This window comes from Lentilactobacillus parabuchneri DSM 5707 = NBRC 107865 (genome assembly GCF_001435315.1).
In the GTDB taxonomy this organism is placed as follows: domain Bacteria; phylum Bacillota; class Bacilli; order Lactobacillales; family Lactobacillaceae; genus Lentilactobacillus; species Lentilactobacillus parabuchneri.
On the sequence record NZ_AZGK01000003.1, the window covers coordinates 129,159 to 144,233 of the forward strand.

Consider the following 15,075-nt stretch of genomic DNA (forward strand, 5'->3'; position numbering starts at 1 on the left):
AGCTGATTGTCGCTGATAGTATGAAATCAACAAAAAGAGGCTGAGTCAAAGTTAATACTTTTGGCCCAGCCCCTGATGCCTTCAAATTTAAGTGTGAACGTTGTTGGAAATCGGGACCAACTGATCAATTCTTAGGATGTCATTATTGTTAAGCAATTTTTTTGAACACCAACTCAAAGCGGACACCGTGGGGAACCACATCGGCAACCTTAATTTGGATACCGTTCAAAGTTGCCAGTTGGGCGGCAATTGCCAAGCCGAGACCGTTTCCGGTTATCTGACTGTTATGCGCATGGTCGCCACGGTAAAATCGATCGAAAATGTGTTTCTTATCTTCGTCTGGAATGCTGGGGCCGTTATTTTCGACTGATAAAATCGTGTCGTGAGCCGTGTTGGTGATTTGAACCGTAATCGTTGAATCGTCGCCAGCGTATTTTCCGGCGTTATCAAAAAGGGTCGACAAAATTTGTAAAACGTTGGTCTGATTGGCGTTCACACTCGCTGTTTTCGCACCACGGACTTCGATGTTTTGCTCGAGAAGGACGCGTTGCTCTTCCACGGTTTCGTTGACAATCGCCACCAAGTCAAACGTGGTCTTTTGGACGACCTCTTTATCAGCGCGGGACAGAGCCAGCAAACTGTTGACTAAAGCCTGCATTTTAGCAGACTCATCATCAATAAAATGAAGCGATGTGTCAATAATTTCAGGATGATCTTTACCTCGTCGTTTGACCAATGAAATGTGGCCACGAATTGCGGCAATCGGCGTTCTTAATTCATGAGAGGCGTTTGAAATAAACGCTTTTTCCCGCTTGTTATTTTCAATGATTGCCGATAATAAGTCGTTAAAGCTGGTCGCCAGCTCTCGAACTTCAACTGGTGAATTTGGAACCGGCAGTAGGCTTTCGACGTTAACAACTGACTGGCTGTGGGATTGGGCTGTTCGTTGAAGCATCTGAAGTGATCGCGTCAGTCGTTTTGCGATCAAAGAAATGACAAACCAGCCCAGAATCAGCCCGACGAATAACGTTCCCAGTACAACGAGGATAACTGAGGCCAGCGTCTTAATGATCGAGTTTAAGCTGAGCCAAATTTCAGACTTAATCTTTTTGTGTTCGCCACGCCGTTCGCCACTGCGGTAATAAAAGAGTCCATAATGCTTGCTGTAGGTGAGGGCGGGGAAAAATGGCAGGTGCAGTGATTTTGAAATCGGAGTCGGGTTGGAACTTAAAAAAGTATGAGCACCCTTAGAATAAAAGACGTCTGATTGACGGTTTGCGCCGCTTTGGTCAGTGACGCGGACATAAGTATTTTCAGTATTGATGTTGCTGCTTTTTCGCCACTGATTCCAATCCGGCTTGTCGTCAATGAACGAGCGGTTCAGGCTTCTTAATAACTGAATCGATTGCGATTCACTTTGATGGACTAAATGGACGCCAACAACCGTAACCACTGCAGCACCGGTAAATAACGCAAAAAATATGAACAAGATGATAAAACTTTGGCGGATTTCCTGATAGGTGGTCCGATCCTTTTTTCTGGTCACGTTCATTTCTCCTACTCTTGATAATTTCCGGATAAGACGTAGCCGACGCCACGCACTGTGTGGATCAGTTGCTTCGGGTATGCACGGTCGACTTTATTGCGGAGGTAGCGAATATAGACGTCAACGACGTTTGGTTGACCTTCAAAATCAACGCCCCAAACCGTATCCAAAAGTTCGTCTCGCGTAAGCGTTTCTCCGGCATGTTGAATTAAGGTCAACAGCAGCTCGTATTCCCGTTGGGTAAGCTGGATGAGCTGGTTGCCGCGGGAAACCTGTCTTGATTTGGTATCTAAGCTCAAATCTTCGAGCGTGTAGAGCTGATTTTGTTGAGGATGGCGATTCTCATGCCGCAGCATCACCCGAATTCGTGCTAAGAGCTCCTCAATTTCAAAGGGTTTTGTGATGTAATCATCCGCTCCGCTGTCGAGTCCGGCAACCTTATCGCCGACGTAGTCTCTGGCGGTCATCATGATAATTGGAATATCATCATTTTTACGGATTCTGCGGAGGACCTCTAAACCATCCAATTTTGGCAGCATCCAGTCCAAAATGATTAGATCCAGGTTGCCGCGATTATTATCGTAAAGCTGCAATGCTTCTAAGCCGTCTTGAGCCAAGAGGACTTGGTAATCTTCAAACTTCAATTCTGGAATCAAGTACGAGCTGAGTGCATCTTCATCTTCAACTAATAAAATTTTGTTTGTCAAACCGATCACCTCACATTTTTCAATATATCACGTAGTAGACCGTCACATTTCATCTTAACCAAGAAGCGCGTCGATGGCTAATGGAGTCAGCTGATAGATTTCTGAGAATTTGTCAGAATGTCATTCTTGGTGGCCGATTCGTTTCAAGTAGTCGGCAAATGGTTCCTGGTCGGTGTCCTCACCGTTTTCTTTAGCCTCATACCAGTTAATCTTGTCGTTTAAAATCTGCAGGTGATGTTGAACTTGCCTGTACTCGTCCATGAAGTCTTCTTTGGTTCTCTTCAGTAGGGCTAAACGGTCCGGAATAGTTGAATCACCCTCGGATCGCCAAGCAACGTACTTCTTGAGATCGTGGATACTCATGCCGGTGCCTTTAAGGTGCAACAAAAATTGGACCCATTTAATGTCTGTATGGGTAAAATAGCGCCGGCCGTTTTCACTGCGGCGGGCTTTTAACAGCCCCTGATTTTCATAGTAACGAATCGTTGGTGCGGATAGACCGACGATTTTGGCGAATTCGCCAATCTCATATGTCGGTTCAGTTTGAATTGTGGCCATCAGAATGCCTCCTTAAAAAAGTGTTTGACTTAAAGTTAACTTTAAGTTGTATGCTCATGTTTGTAAAGGATTGATTTGAATTAAGGAGGATATGATGGTAAAAAACGAAAACGTCAAAAATGGGATTGTGTTCCCGCTGGGCGACAGGAATGACGCATACGCCCAATACTTTGTTGGCCAAAGCTATCTTAAAGGGTTGGTGAATGATCCGGCCGTCAACGTTGGTGTCAGCAACGTTACTTTTGAACCGGGATGCCGCAACAACTGGCACATTCACCACGATGGCTATCAGATTCTGCTGGTAACCGGTGGGGAAGGCTGGTACCAAGAAGCAGGTCAGCCAGCCCGGCATTTACTTCCGGGAGACGTTGTGGTGACGCATGACGGGATCAAACACTGGCATGGCGCCACTAAGGACAGCTGGTTCTCCCATATTGCGATTACCGCAGGGACACCGGAATGGCTGGAACCTGTATCGGACGACGATTATGATCGATTGGAGGTTCAATCACATGACTAAAAAACAAACTGCAGGTCGGGATGCTTTGGGAGACTTTGCACCAAAGTTTGCCGAATTAAATGACGATGTGTTATTTGGTGAGGTATGGTCACGGGAGTCCAAATTATCAGCCCGTGACCGCAGTATGATCACCTGTGCCAGCTTGATGTCTCAGGGATTATTCCCACAACTGGAAGCTCACATGAAGATTGCCAGGCAAAACGGGGTTACCAAGGATGAAATGGTTGAAATCATCACTCAGCTGGCATTTTATGCCGGTTGGCCGAAAGCTTGGTCGGCATTTGGAATTGCAAAGAAAATTTTTGATAAATAATTCGGCTGGGAAACGGTCGTGTGGAAAAGGGGACGAGCAGAGTGCACTCGTTCCTTTTATTTATAACAGTCCTAAAGAAAATTAAATCAACTTGATGAATATAACGCCTAAAGCAAGGTGAATTGGCAATTTAGTTTAGAATCATTATTGAAAACTAGTTAAATTTGTCATACACTTAACTTGAGTATTAAATTAAAGTGATTGGGAGGACTTAGAATATGAATTTCATTGGTAAAGAAATTGATGATTTCAAGGTCAATGCGTTTCAAGACGGGGATGTAAAACAGGTAACCAAGAAGGATTTGCTCGGCCACTGGTCGATTGTCTTCTTTTACCCGGCAGATTTTTCGTTTGTATGTCCAACCGAGCTTGGGGATTTAGCCGATAATTATGAGGATTTCAAAAAAGCGGGTGCCGAAATTTATTCAGTATCCGAAGACACCGAATTTGTTCACCAAGCTTGGCATGAACAAAGTGAAGAGGTTGGTAAAGTTCAGTATCCAATGATTGCAGACCCTGCAGGAAAGTTGGCACGTTTCCTTGAGGTTCTTGATGAAGATGCCGGCCAAGCTTACCGTGGCGTGTTCATTATTGACCCGGAAGGTAAGGTTCGTTCATACACCATTAATGATATGGGAATTGGCCGTAATGCCAAAGAAGTCTTGCGAACCTTGCAAGCCGCTCAATTTGTCGCCGAACATGGTGATCGGGTATGCCCAGCCAATTGGCAGCCAGGTGAAAAGACGTTACAGCCTGGTACCAAGTTAGTGGGTAAGATTTAAGTTGCTTTTAAATAACAAAACATCAATAACAATAAGATAAAAGGTGTTTTAATCTCAGAATTTAAGCCCAGCAATCGATTGTTCCAAGTTTGGAATGATTGATTGCTGGGCTTAAATGGCCGAGATCAGCCGGTTGCCAAGTAGGCTAAACAGGTTTTCAGCCGGCCGTCGTCGGATGTTTTAACTGTGTAATATGCAATCACTAGAAAGAGGCCGAATCAAAAGTTAACACTTTTGACTCAGCCCCTTTATTTTTTGTCATATATCCAGAACATATACCAAAAACCGATTTCCAAGTTATGCTACGGCAGCCATGAAGGGCCGGCACATTTTTGGCACGCGCTGTTTTGTCATTCATATGTTACTGGTCCAACCGACTTGTTAGAAACTGACGTAAATTGACAACGTCTTTGATAAACTTTTCTGAATCGTCTCCAAGTATATTTCGAATCTCTGTTTCATTCTGATCATAAAATGCTCGAATACGCTTTGCCAATTTACGGGCCTTGGCAGTCAATAAAAGAATCTTGTAGCGACTATCTTGTTTAGATGGTGCTCTTACAATGAGCGACTTTTTTTCCATTAATTGAAGTAGCGCAGTTACCGAAGACTTTTGGATGTTGAATTCTTGCTCGACATCGGTCTGGTGGAGCTCTCGATTGGCTTCGTTTCGATAAATAAAGTCAATAATACTCATCTGGACCTGGGTAATGCCCATCTTTTTTGCCTCACGATCGGAGTAACGCTGAAGATCGTTATTTAGATTTTTGAGTAAAATTCCAATTTGTTCTGTCATATGCACCTCATACTTCGATTTAAAACTAATTAACAGTAGTTTTATTGTATCTAAATTTAATTGATTTGTAAACAACTTTACAGTTGATTTTTATGACCAAAGATGATAGATTATTAAATAGTTCGATTTAGAACTATTATTTATATTGGAGGATTTTATGACTCGTAAAATATCAACTAAACTTTATTTATCTATTGTTGCAACTGGATTAATGGCTTTTTGTGGGGTGCTTATTGAAACTGCGATGAATGTGACTTTTCCAACCCTTATGAAGCAATTTAATGTGGATACAGCAACGATTCAGTGGTTAACGACAGGATATCTGCTAGTGGTGTCCATTATTATTCCAATCTCCGGTATATTGAAACGTCGTTTTACTACCATGCAACTGTTCATTACCGCAAGTACCTTTTTTATTGTTGGGTTACTGATTTGTACCATTACCAACCAATTTGATGTCTTGCTTGTCGGTCGAATTATTCAAGGACTTGGAACAGGAATTGCACTTCCTTTGATGTTTAATATCATTTTAGAGCAGGCACCATTTGAAAAGATTGGTCTTTTGATGGGAATTGGAACGCTTGTTACGGCAATTGCCCCTGCGCTCGGTCCTTCATACGGTGGCTTGTTGATTGGAATTAACTGGCACTTGATTTTTGGAATTCTACTGGCTGTTATGGTGCTTGCACTGATCCTGGGGTTATTTTCAATCACTCAGGTTTCAAAACCCGAAAAGGTTCACTTGGACTTCCCATCTTGGATTGCAATTGCAATTTTCTTTGGTGGCGCTATTTTAGGATTAAACAACATTGAATCCTCATTATCAGTGGCTGGAATTTATGGACTGGTTGGCATTATTGGCTTGATCTGGTTTATTATTCGTTCGACCCGAATTAGCCAACCGATCGTTAGGCTGAATGTTTTTAAAAACGCATCCTTTGATTTCCACATCATCAGTTTCGTTATTTTTCAAATTATGAATGTTGGTGCAGCGTTTGTACTTCCAAACTACTTACAAATTGTTGCCCATACATCTTCGCTAACTGCTGGCCTTATGCTCCTTCCTGGTGCAGCGTTGGGCGCAGTATTAGCACCAATCAGTGGAACAATTTACGATCGTCATGGTGCTAGAAGACCAATCACGATCGCGCTGATATTCCAAGCACTTGGGGTCGTATTCTTGATGTTGGAAGCAATGTCGGGAAGTTCGATCACTCAGCTGATTGGGTATGTTTTGATGATGGTCGGTACCGGATTTGGTATGTCAACCATTATTACTAATGGATTGGCGCAGCTTCCATCGGAAAAAAGTGTTGACGGAAACGCTGTTTTCAACACACTCCAGCAATTTGCCGGTGCGATGGGAACCGCAGTTGTTTCGTTAGTTGTTGCGCTTGCTCAGACGAAGACTGATTACGTACACACCACTGCGGTGGGCGCACAACACGCCTTTATCTTACTGGTGATTTTAGAAGTGATTAATATCATTTGTATTTATACAGGCCTTCATTTTGGTAAATCAAGAGAAAAGAGCGCTTCAGATTAATGGTGTAAAGAGTTGTTGCTTCATAATAATTGAACGAAATTCAAAGGCTGTCTACGGCTTCCGAGTTGGCCCTGGCCGCTTATTGCAATAAAAAAGCCGACCCCCAAAAGGCCGGTATCATCTCTTAAATATAAAATACGTGGGTCATCCTCGTTCATGATTGGGAACTTCTAATAAAACGATGGTTTATCCCAGTTGGTATTCGGTTCGTTGACGCCCAAACTCTTACGGGCAAACTTGCGTGACTGGTCGTTTAAGATGTCGATAATCAATTGAGCAACGGCCTGGCGGCTTACTTGGGTACCCCCAAATGGTTCGCCGCTTTCGGTAAGTTCGTAGTTGGTATTGCCATCTTTGTTATAAAGCCAGGCTAACCGAAGCAGCGTATAGGTCAAATCGGAATTCTCGACGGCTTTCGCAGTGACTTTCCGCTTGGTGATTGAACTTTCAATCATACTGGTATTCCACTGGCCAAAGGCACCCTTAACCTCGTCTTCAATGCCTAAGACGGTTGCGCCAATTAATTGACGGACGTGGTTGGCATCCATTGCGGCGATGATATTTTTCACTGACGTGATATCACGCATTTCGTTGAGGTAAACCGCATCGACGCCATCCATTGCGGCGTTTAACGTGGCCGCATCATTGAAGTCACCATCAATCAAGGTTTCACGACTGGGATCGCTCACTTTGATCCGGCTTTGGGCGTTCCGTGCGTACAATTTCAAATTAAAATCAGTTTGTTTTAAAAGCTGGGGGATCAAGAAACTTGAGATCTGTCCGGCAGCTCCGAGAATTAATACAGTTTTCAAATAAATTCCTCCCTAAAATGATTTTGGGTCCGCCTTTACTATACCGCAAATCTGCGTTTGAGTATCGGTGAGCAATCGTTTTAGGGAGGAATTTAATTTATTATTGATCTAAGTCTTGAAGTGCTTGTTGAGCTGCGACGTTCATGATGTTCCAAGGACGGTCAAATCCTGGTTGGAAGAAGAAGTCGGCGTATGCCAAATCATCGAGGGTCATTTTGCCTTGAATGGCGAGACTGATGGCATTGATGTTGGCAGTGACGTCTCGTTTCGACATAATCTGAGCACCTAAGATGAGGTGACTGTCTGGATCAAATGTCAACTTGAAGAAAACGGTCTGATTACCAGCTTCGTCGGGAACAAATGGGGGTTGGGTGGTGTCCGTGACAAAGACGGATTGACTCTTCACGCCATTTGCGTCCGAAGTGCCTTCCTTGATACCGGTTGAAGCAAAGTGGTAATCAAAGACTGACAGGGCAGATGAACCGGAGACGGCTGGCATTTTCATGTCATGGCCAAGAACGTTCTTGGCAGCGATTCGTCCCTGACGACGGGCGTTGGTAGCCAAAGCAATTTGTAATTCTTTGCCAGTCGGCGCATAGGGCACCTTGGTGCTGTCACCAACGGCATAAATATCGGGTTGGCTGGTTTCCAAATGGTCGTTGACCTTGACTAATCCCTTGTTATTCAGCTCAAGGGTATCTTTCAACCAGCCGGTGTTAGCTTTAATGCCGGCGGTTTCAATCACTAAATCACTTGGGTATTCGGCTTGATCAGTCTTAACAGCACTAACTTTGCCGTCTTGGCCGATAAATTCTTTAACCGATTGCCCCGTTGCCAAGTAGATATTGTGATCTTTCAGAGTATCTGACAATATATCCGTGAATTCCTGGTCCAAATAAAGTGCCAGTGGGCGAGGAAGCAAGTCGATCAAAGTGACGTGTTTGCCAGCTTTGGAAAAGACTTCTGCTGCTTCGATGCCAATGTAGCCGGCACCAATGACGGTCACGTTTTGAACATCTGGATCGACGGTCTTTTCTTTAAGTTTGATGGCCCAGTCACGACCACGCATCGCATAGACGTTGGCCAAGTCGCCGCCTGGTACTGGGATGCTGGCTGGCACTGCACCGGCCGACAAAACCAATTTATCGTATGGTTCTTTTCGAGTCGTATCATCATCAAGATTATGCACGGTTACGGTGTGGGCATCCGGGTCAATTGACGTGACTTCTTGGTGCACGAAGACGTTAACGCCCTTGGCACGCATCCCCTTTGCCGTTGCATAGCGAACGGAGTTAACATCTTTGACGACGCCTTCCAAGTAAAGCTGCATGCCGCAGGAGAGAAACGAAATGAAGTCACCTTTCTCATACCACTGAATCTCAGTATCCGGTTTTTCAGCCAATATTCCTCTAACAGTTTCAAATCCACCGTGAGATGAACCAACAACAATCACTTTCATCAACGATTCCGCCTTTCTATTTACGTGATTAACAAGTCATTTACTTGTTACATATAGCGTAACATATTTTGATACCGAGTTGTTGAAATAGATTGGAATGATTATAAATAAAAAACGAGGCACTTTAATTTTGATTTTTAAAAAAGTTATTAATTGACCTGCAAAACTGCAATTTGGTAACCTTCATGTTGTTCGAGTAGGGAGATGCATCTTAACACCTTATTTAGAATAATTATATTAAAAGCGTTATCTGACGGTCTTCGGTTTACAAAAAAACGCCTCGAAATCGAGACGCTTAACTTTATTAATCGCTTAAATAGTTGATGGTTGCTGTTCCGGCAGCTTTGGCGGCAATCAACAGGCATTTTTCATTCATCATAAAATCTGGACTGTGGTGGGGATGATTGGCACCATCGTCGGTCATACAACCGACATAAAAGAAGATACTGGGCCTTTCTTGGGCGAAGTAGGCAAAGTCTTCGGAAGGATCCTGAGGGCCAAAGTCGGTAATTTGGGTGACTTCAGGAATCTTTGCGGCTTCCAAAGTTTGGATGACTTGCTTGCTGAACTGAGTATCGTTGTATAAGACTGGGTAATTGTCATCATAGTCGATGGTACTGTGAACGCCAAACATTACTTCGATACCGTGGGCAATTTGCTCGACTTGCTGGCGGATCTTTTGCCGGGTTGCTTCTTTCATGACCCGGACGTCACCCTTTAACGTGACCGATTCTTTGATCGCGTTAAACGAGCCAACACCATCGAATGACCCAATCGTAACGGAACCGGTATCAAACGGGTCCAGTCGGCGAGAAACGACCGTTTGTAGGGAAGTGACAAAGTAGCTCCCTGCCACAATGGCGTCATTTGAGAGGTGCGGCATTGACGCGTGACCGCCTTTTCCGGTAAAGGTGATGGTGAAGTCAGAGCGGCCGGTTTGGCTTTCCCCGTAATGGTAGCCGATTGCCCCAGTTGGCATTGAAGACATCACGTGAATGCCGATCACGTTATCGACGCCATCCAGCGCGCCATCTTTGATCATTGATTTGGCTCCACCGGGAGAGACTTCCTCAGCCGGCTGGTGGATGATTCGAATTGAGCCTTTTAAGTGATCTTTAAGAGCGATCAGGTTCTTGGCCAAAACCATCATGTAAGCAGTGTGACCATCATGGCCGCATGCGTGCATGACACCTGGATTCTGGGATTTGAAAGGTAAATCATTGTCTTCTTGAATTGCCAGGGCGTCAAAGTCGGCGCGCAAGGCGAGCTTTGGTCCAGGATTTTCGCTATCGATATCGACCAAGAGTCCATAACCGTCGCCACAGTTTCGGACGGTGCAATCAAGTCCCTGATAAAAATCTTTGATATAGGCTGCAGTTTGTTTTTCCTTAAACGATAATTCCGGGTGTTCATGAAGATGGCGGCGAATCTTGATCATTTCGTCTTCATCCGCTTCTAACCGCTGCATCAATTCTTTTTCAACATCCAAATGAATAACCTCCTAATTATTTGTTTGCTGGCTGTTTACGTCGACTTACTACCTTAAGCAATAAGGGCTTAATTCGATTAAAAATGACTTCAGCGACGACAAAACCGACTGCCAAAGCAATGGCGATCGTTAACGCGTTAAACATGTATTGGCCGGTCCGCCATTCGTTTCCAAGGGTAAAACTTCTCATGCCCAGGTATAAAATCCCGCCGGGAACTAATGAGACCAGGCTGGGGACGTAGATGATATTAACGGGTACCCGAAAGATCACCGCCGAAATATTACCCAGAATCCCAATAACGATCGCCGCCGTAAAGTTCGATAGAATTAAGCCGTGATCAACTTGAAGGACCAGGTAATAAGCGACCCAGGCAAGCGATCCGGTAATTCCTGCGGGCAACAGTGATCGCCGCGGAACGTTGGTGACCAGACCAAAGCCCACGGTTGAAAGAAAACTGACGATTAATTCAACTAAGACTTTCATAGGCCACCTCCGAGATGAAATAAAATTGAAGAAACGGCAGCGCCAATGACGACTCCCGCGCCAATTGAGCCGGCAATAATCAACGCATCAACCGCCCGGACCACTCCGGAGATGGTGTTGCGGTCGATAATTTCTCGAAACGAGTTGGTAATGGCGACACCTGGAACCAAGGGCATCAGGGCACTGACGATGATGTTGCCGGCACTGGTAGCAATTCCCATTGACTGCAGAAGGGTTGCCAACAAACCAACGGTAAAACCACCAAGTCCGGCAGCAACGTAAGGCGTTTTAATCCGTGGGCTGGAAAGTGCGGCTGCCAAGTAGCCGAAGATGCCAACAAAAAAGGCCAGTCCCAAGTCTGCCCAAGTTGCCTTGAACAAAAGCATTGGCGCGACTGAAACCAAGGCGGCGCCAAATACTTTTTCCGGCCAAGTGAAATCGATGACCTTTTTATCGATCTGATTGATGGTCTTTTTGAGCTCGGCAAAGTCAATTTTGCCTTCAACGAACCGGCGGGACATGGTGTTAATTTCGTCGACTTTTTCCAAATTAAAGTCTCCAAGCCGCACCTTGACCAAGTGGGTTTTGGTTTGATTGTTGACGCCGACAAATAGGGCGGTGATTGTGGCGTGGCAGGTAATATCGTAGTGGGCGGCGCGGCCGATGTATTCGACGGTGCCTTCGACGCGTGAAGTTTCCGCACCGCTGGTCAAAAGGATTTTGCCGACTTGCCCACAGACCGTGATTAAATCATCTTCGGAAATTGATTCGTTCATACTTTCACCTCGAAATTTCTCTTTATGATTGATTATAGGCTAATTTGGAAATAAAGATGACAATTAATTTGGTTGTATCAGAGATCCACTGATAAGTAAAAAGCCACACAGTGATATGTTTACTCGTCAATTGTTGCCATACTTGTGTCGCTTAGGATACGGAAAAAATGCGCGTTCAATTGAAAATTGGATTGACAAAGTAATAAAACGATGATAAAGTTACAGACAATTATTAAAGATAAATTAGACGTTGAAGAGAAGAGTAGCGTTAACGTGAATCTAAAGAGAACTTCGTTTGGTGAGAGAAGTGATTTACGAAGATGTGAAGATGAGCTCTGAGTCAGGTATCCGGTCAAAAGGCTAGGATGCCCGGGGGCAACCGATATATTGCGAAGTATAGGAGAGTGCGAGCTGGGGCGTCCAGCAACCGGAGCCTAAGCGGACTTTCGGGGAAATCGAGTCTGATTTCACCGGAAGTTGGCTTAGGTGCAGGTTGCTGCCCCAGCGAGCACGTTTCTGCAAGGTAAAAGTGTTAATTGTTCACTGTTATTTTGCCGAAACGTGCTCCGACGGGCCTGACGCTAACTTCTAAGCAATGATTAATTCAAATCCAAAATCAGGATTTCAATCAATCATTACTTAGAAATCGCGTCACCCAGCCCTCGTCGCACTCTTCCGTACTTTCCAAGATTGTCCCTGCGAAGAGGCAATAAATCAGGGTGGCACCGCGAAGCTTTCGTCCCGTAGTTTTTAAACTACGTGGACGGAAGCTTTTTTTATTTAATTTAAGGAGATGATTTGGATGACAGCAAATGCAGTGAATGGCTTTTTGAACGCAGATGAAAAGTGGGTCAACCACGAATTAACGAATCCTTTATCGATCTTGGTGTTGAATCTGATGCCAACGCGACGAAATACCGAAGCACAATTTCTACATCGGTTCAGTGAGATCAGCTCGGACGCGGAATTAACCTTCATGTATCCGCAGTCACACCAATTCAAAGGCACCTCCAGGGCTGCCATTGAACGCGATTATGTTTGCCTTGACCAAATCAGGGATGCCCACTTTGACGGCCTGATTGTCACTGGCGCTCCGGTAGAAACCCTGCCGTTTGCACAAGTCGATTACTGGGATGAACTCCAGCAGATTCTTGAGTGGGCCAAAACCCACGTGACTCAATGCCTATATGAATGTTGGGCTGCCCAAGCCTGTTTATTTCACGACTTTGGGATTCGAAAGCACCTTTTAACCAGTAAATTGTTTGGGGTTTATCCGGCTGATCGAATTGCGGCCGACTCTCCAATTGCCAAAGGCTTTGGGGCCGGGGGATTGCTGAAAATGCCACAGTCCCGCCACACGTCGATTGTCCTCGATGAAGATCATCTGCCTGAAGGGTTGACGGTTGATGCTTCTGCCGAAGCCACCGGACCGATCATTTTATCGGAAAGTGGCCTTCACAGCACTTACATTACCGGCCATCCGGAATACGCTGAAGGCACGCTGGCCCGTGAATACTACCGCGATCTTTATGAGCAGATGCCGATCAGACTTCCAAAGAACTATTTCATTGATCAGGATTCGGGAACAGTTGATTACTCGTGGAAAAACAGCAGCATCCAAATTTATGATAATTGGTCAAAAATCATTTCAAATAAGAAAGTAGGCTTATCAATATGACAGAAGAAAATAATAACTTACATTTTGAAACTCTCCAAGTCCATGCAGGACAAACCGTTGACGAAACAGGTTCTCGGGCAGTGCCGATTTATCAAACCACTTCATATGTGTTTGATAGTCCCGAGCAAGCAGCCGGACGTTTCGGACTAACTGACCCCGGTAACATTTACACGCGTTTAACCAATCCAACCACTGATGTCGTTGACAAGCGGGTGGCAGCTTTGGAGAACGGAACAGCGGGCGTCACCCTGGCAACCGGGTCGGCAGCGATTACCGCAGCTATTTTAAACGTTGCCGGAGAAGGTGACGAAATCGTCTCAGCCAGCACGTTATATGGTGGAACCTTTAATTTATTTAACGTGACCCTCCCTAAATTGGGCATCAAAACGCATTTCGTTGATCCAGATGACCCTGAAAACTTTGAAAAGCCAATCAATGATCGCACCAAGGCGCTGTATATTGAAAGCATTGGCAACCCTGGCATTAACCTGATTGATTTTGAAGCAGTGGCAGCCATCGCCCATAAACACGGGATCATTTTGATTGTCGATAACACTTTTGGCACGCCTTATCTGGTTCGGCCATTAGACCACGGTGCGGATGTTGTCGTTCATTCTGCAACTAAATTCATCGGCGGTCACGGAACGACCATGGGTGGGGTGATTGTCGAAAATGGGCAATTTGATTGGAAAGCAAGCGGCCGCTATCCAGGCTTTACTGAACCAAATGCCCAATACAATGGCTTGGTCTTCGCCGATCTTGGCGATGCAGCGTTTACGACCAAGGTCCGCGCCGAATCATTGCGTGACTTGGGGGCCACCATTAGTCCGTTTAACTCGTTTTTACTGCTTCAAGGATTGGAGTCGTTGTCACTGCGGGTTGAACGCCATGTAGAAAACACAAAGAAAATCGTGGCGTTCCTGCACAATCATCCAAAAGTTGCTTGGATCAATTATCCGGGTCTTGAAGACAGCCCCTATCATCAACTGGCCGAGAAGTATTTCCCTAAGGGCGTTGGGTCGATTTTCACCCTTGGATTAAAGGGCGGCGAGAAGGCTGGTAAACAATTGATTCAAAATCTAAAGTTATTCTCGTTGTTGGCAAACGTTGCCGATGCCAAATCGCTGATTATTCATCCGGCATCAACGACCCATGCCCAACTAAATGAGGAAGAACTTCGTGAAGCTGGCATTACACCGGATTTGATCCGGGTATCGGTCGGTGTCGAAAATGCTGACGACCTAATCGCCGACTTGAACCAGGCACTTGATAAGATTCCGGATGAAGTCGTCGAAACTGCTGGTGTTCCAAAGCCTTAAACCTAATTTGAATGGTCTTAATAAAGGAGAGCTAACCGCCAAAATGCAGTTAGTTCTTTTTTATTATCAAAAATATAATTTTATGCATCCAAAAACCAGCTGTATAAAATTACGCCACGGGGTTCTATATTCATCAAAAGTGGCTGTATAGTGTATAAAAACATAATATAAAATAAAAAAGTGAATAATTCTAAAAAGTATTGCATTTTTTCACATGGTGTTGTAAGATATTTTCAATTCATTAATATTCGTTTAATTGAATATTCAGAAAATAATTGTGAGGCGATTTG

The 15,075-nt window shown here is 44.7% G+C and carries 15 protein-coding genes; 6 read left to right on the forward strand and 9 right to left on the reverse strand.

Going from position 1 to position 15,075, the window contains the following annotated elements; translation table 11 throughout:
* Window positions 1-148: 148 nt before the first annotated feature.
* The 3 genes from FC51_RS04435 to FC51_RS04445 all read right to left on the reverse strand — a co-directional run bounded on the left by FC51_RS04435 (window position 149) and on the right by FC51_RS04445 (window position 2,811).
* Window positions 149-1,546, reverse strand: a complete 1,398-nt coding sequence (locus FC51_RS04435; RefSeq protein WP_171031874.1) for a sensor histidine kinase — start codon at window positions 1,544-1,546, stop codon at window positions 149-151.
* 11 nt (window positions 1,547-1,557) lie between these two features.
* Complete coding sequence (locus FC51_RS04440) at window positions 1,558-2,253, reverse strand: response regulator transcription factor (protein WP_057910966.1); 696 nt, start codon at window positions 2,251-2,253, stop codon at window positions 1,558-1,560.
* A gap of 120 nt (window positions 2,254-2,373) precedes the next feature.
* Window positions 2,374-2,811, reverse strand: coding sequence for a MerR family transcriptional regulator (locus tag FC51_RS04445; protein ID WP_057910967.1), 438 nt, complete (start codon window positions 2,809-2,811; stop codon window positions 2,374-2,376).
* A gap of 94 nt (window positions 2,812-2,905) precedes the next feature.
* On the opposite strand from FC51_RS04445, the gene FC51_RS04450 reads away from it, so the two are divergent.
* The 3 genes from FC51_RS04450 (at window position 2,906) to ahpC (ending at window position 4,426) form a co-directional block, all read left to right on the forward strand.
* Window positions 2,906-3,331 carry a cupin domain-containing protein gene (locus FC51_RS04450; protein WP_099046971.1) on the forward strand — a complete coding sequence of 142 codons (426 nt, stop codon included), beginning with the start codon at window positions 2,906-2,908 and terminating at the stop codon, window positions 3,329-3,331.
* Window positions 3,324-3,644 carry a carboxymuconolactone decarboxylase family protein gene (locus tag FC51_RS04455; protein WP_057910969.1) on the forward strand — a complete coding sequence of 107 codons (321 nt, stop codon included), beginning with the start codon at window positions 3,324-3,326 and terminating at the stop codon, window positions 3,642-3,644. The genes FC51_RS04450 and FC51_RS04455 overlap by 8 nt, the downstream gene beginning before the upstream one ends.
* 218 nt (window positions 3,645-3,862) lie before the next feature.
* The gene (gene ahpC, locus FC51_RS04460; protein WP_057910970.1) at window positions 3,863-4,426 is read left to right on the forward strand and encodes an alkyl hydroperoxide reductase subunit C; all 564 of its coding nucleotides are present in this window, start codon (window positions 3,863-3,865) and stop codon (window positions 4,424-4,426) included.
* Between the two features lie 361 nt (window positions 4,427-4,787).
* Here the strand turns inward: ahpC and FC51_RS04465 are convergent, their stop codons facing one another.
* The gene (locus FC51_RS04465; RefSeq protein WP_057910971.1) at window positions 4,788-5,222 is read right to left on the reverse strand and encodes a MarR family winged helix-turn-helix transcriptional regulator; all 435 of its coding nucleotides are present in this window, start codon (window positions 5,220-5,222) and stop codon (window positions 4,788-4,790) included.
* 157 nt (window positions 5,223-5,379) lie between these two features.
* Between FC51_RS04465 and FC51_RS04470 the strand changes: the two genes are divergently transcribed.
* A complete protein-coding gene (locus FC51_RS04470; protein WP_057911211.1) occupies window positions 5,380-6,768 on the forward strand; it encodes an MFS transporter in 1,389 nt (462 codons plus the stop codon).
* A gap of 170 nt (window positions 6,769-6,938) precedes the next feature.
* Here FC51_RS04470 and FC51_RS04475 read toward each other — a convergent pair whose 3' ends face one another.
* The 5 genes from FC51_RS04475 to FC51_RS04495 form a co-directional block, all read right to left on the reverse strand.
* The gene (locus FC51_RS04475) at window positions 6,939-7,580 is read right to left on the reverse strand and encodes an NAD(P)H-binding protein (protein WP_057910973.1); all 642 of its coding nucleotides are present in this window, start codon (window positions 7,578-7,580) and stop codon (window positions 6,939-6,941) included.
* Window positions 7,581-7,680: 100 nt separating this feature from the next.
* Window positions 7,681-9,039 (reverse strand): FAD-dependent oxidoreductase, encoded by a 1,359-nt coding sequence (locus tag FC51_RS04480; protein WP_057910974.1) that lies wholly within the window; start codon window positions 9,037-9,039, stop codon window positions 7,681-7,683.
* 304 nt (window positions 9,040-9,343) lie between these two features.
* Window positions 9,344-10,507: an amidohydrolase gene (locus FC51_RS04485; protein ID WP_375710451.1), complete on the reverse strand. Its 1,164-nt coding sequence runs from the start codon at window positions 10,505-10,507 to the stop codon at window positions 9,344-9,346.
* A 37-nt stretch (window positions 10,508-10,544) separates the two neighbouring features.
* Complete coding sequence (locus tag FC51_RS04490; RefSeq protein WP_057910976.1) at window positions 10,545-11,012, reverse strand: threonine/serine exporter family protein; 468 nt, start codon at window positions 11,010-11,012, stop codon at window positions 10,545-10,547.
* Entirely contained in the window at window positions 11,009-11,788 is a 780-nt protein-coding gene (locus FC51_RS04495; RefSeq protein WP_057910977.1) for a threonine/serine exporter family protein, read from the reverse strand. Before FC51_RS04495 ends, FC51_RS04490 begins: the two co-directional genes overlap by 4 nt.
* Window positions 11,789-12,590: 802 nt before the next feature.
* Between FC51_RS04495 and FC51_RS04500 the strand changes: the two genes are divergently transcribed.
* Window positions 12,591-13,466, forward strand: coding sequence for a homoserine O-acetyltransferase/O-succinyltransferase family protein (locus FC51_RS04500; protein WP_057910978.1), 876 nt, complete (start codon window positions 12,591-12,593; stop codon window positions 13,464-13,466).
* Entirely contained in the window at window positions 13,463-14,785 is a 1,323-nt protein-coding gene (locus FC51_RS04505) for an O-acetylhomoserine aminocarboxypropyltransferase/cysteine synthase family protein (protein WP_057910979.1), read from the forward strand. The genes FC51_RS04500 and FC51_RS04505 overlap by 4 nt, the downstream gene beginning before the upstream one ends.
* Window positions 14,786-15,075: the final 290 nt, after the last annotated feature.

Bases quoted from the DNA above. Each gene is read 5' to 3' on its own strand.
- FC51_RS04445 (WP_057910967.1), bottom strand. From the start codon at position 2,811: ATGGCCACAATTCAAACTGAACCGACATATGAGATTGGCGAATTCGCC.
- FC51_RS04450 (WP_099046971.1), top strand. From the start codon at position 2,906: ATGGTAAAAAACGAAAACGTCAAAAATGGGATTGTGTTCCCGCTGGGC.
- FC51_RS04455 (WP_057910969.1), top strand. From the start codon at position 3,324: ATGACTAAAAAACAAACTGCAGGTCGGGATGCTTTGGGAGACTTTGCA.
- ahpC (WP_057910970.1), top strand. From the start codon at position 3,863: ATGAATTTCATTGGTAAAGAAATTGATGATTTCAAGGTCAATGCGTTT.
- FC51_RS04465 (WP_057910971.1), bottom strand. From the start codon at position 5,222: ATGACAGAACAAATTGGAATTTTACTCAAAAATCTAAATAACGATCTT.
- FC51_RS04470 (WP_057911211.1), top strand. From the start codon at position 5,380: ATGACTCGTAAAATATCAACTAAACTTTATTTATCTATTGTTGCAACT.
- FC51_RS04480 (WP_057910974.1), bottom strand. From the start codon at position 9,039: ATGAAAGTGATTGTTGTTGGTTCATCTCACGGTGGATTTGAAACTGTT.
- FC51_RS04485 (WP_375710451.1), bottom strand. From the start codon at position 10,507: ATGCAGCGGTTAGAAGCGGATGAAGACGAAATGATCAAGATTCGCCGC.
- FC51_RS04490 (WP_057910976.1), bottom strand. From the start codon at position 11,012: ATGAAAGTCTTAGTTGAATTAATCGTCAGTTTTCTTTCAACCGTGGGC.
- FC51_RS04495 (WP_057910977.1), bottom strand. From the start codon at position 11,788: ATGAACGAATCAATTTCCGAAGATGATTTAATCACGGTCTGTGGGCAA.
- FC51_RS04500 (WP_057910978.1), top strand. From the start codon at position 12,591: ATGACAGCAAATGCAGTGAATGGCTTTTTGAACGCAGATGAAAAGTGG.
- FC51_RS04505 (WP_057910979.1), top strand. From the start codon at position 13,463: ATGACAGAAGAAAATAATAACTTACATTTTGAAACTCTCCAAGTCCAT.